This window comes from Citrobacter sp. S55_ASV_140, from assembly GCF_018919505.1.
Taxonomy (GTDB): domain Bacteria; phylum Pseudomonadota; class Gammaproteobacteria; order Enterobacterales; family Enterobacteriaceae; genus Citrobacter; species Citrobacter werkmanii.
Map to the genome: position 1 here is coordinate 1 of NZ_JAHLQZ010000420.1, position 740 is coordinate 740.

The 740-nt window shown below is 43.5% G+C and carries 1 protein-coding gene; it reads left to right on the plus strand.

The genetic code is table 11. From position 1 onward, the window contains the following. Position 1: 1 nt before the first annotated feature. The coding region (locus KQJ18_RS24300; protein ID WP_346014732.1) for a type II secretion system F family protein at positions 2 to 740 on the plus strand (739 nt) is incomplete at its 3' end.

Below are 740 nucleotides of genomic sequence, written 5' to 3' on the forward strand. Positions count from 1 at the left end.
GATTAAGGCCGGTCTGCCTTTGTATGATTCGATGCAAAAACTGCAAAAAGAAGGTCAATCTTTACTGGGGAAAGCCTTTAGTAAACGGTTGATGGATCTTATCACGCAAATGAAGCAGGAAACATCCGTTGCGGCTGTTTTCGAAGGTATGGTGCCGAATTCTGAACTGAGTGTGATCACCGCGGCGGAGAAAAGCGGCAGCCTTTCTGATGGATTTTTTACCCTGGTTTCGATTATTAAATACAACGATGAACTGCGTAAAAAGATCATCGGTGCGCTTATATTTCCCCTGATAATGATTACCTTGTCGTTAATTGTTATTGCCGGCTATTCGCAAAAGGTATTCCCCGCCTTTGCCTCCGTTGTGCCGATTGATAAATGGCCAACCGTGACACAGAATCTCTATAATTTTGGCGTGGCGCTTTACGAGGGGTTGTGGCTAAAAATTCTACTGGGATTTATCTTTCTGGTTATCTTTTCACGGCTGACAATGGCCAATTTTAGCGGCACAATAAGGAATAAGGTTCTCGACAGAATTATGCCGTTCTCAACTTATCGGCAGCTAACTTCCTCCATTTTTTTGAATAATTTGTCGCTAATGTTGAGTAACAATATTCCTCTGACGGATGCGCTTTCAATTATTCAGCTCAATGCTAACCGTTGGCTAAAATGGCATCTTTTCACCATGCTGGAGAAAATGGCGCACGGCGTGAATTATGGCAAAGCGCTCGATACCGGAC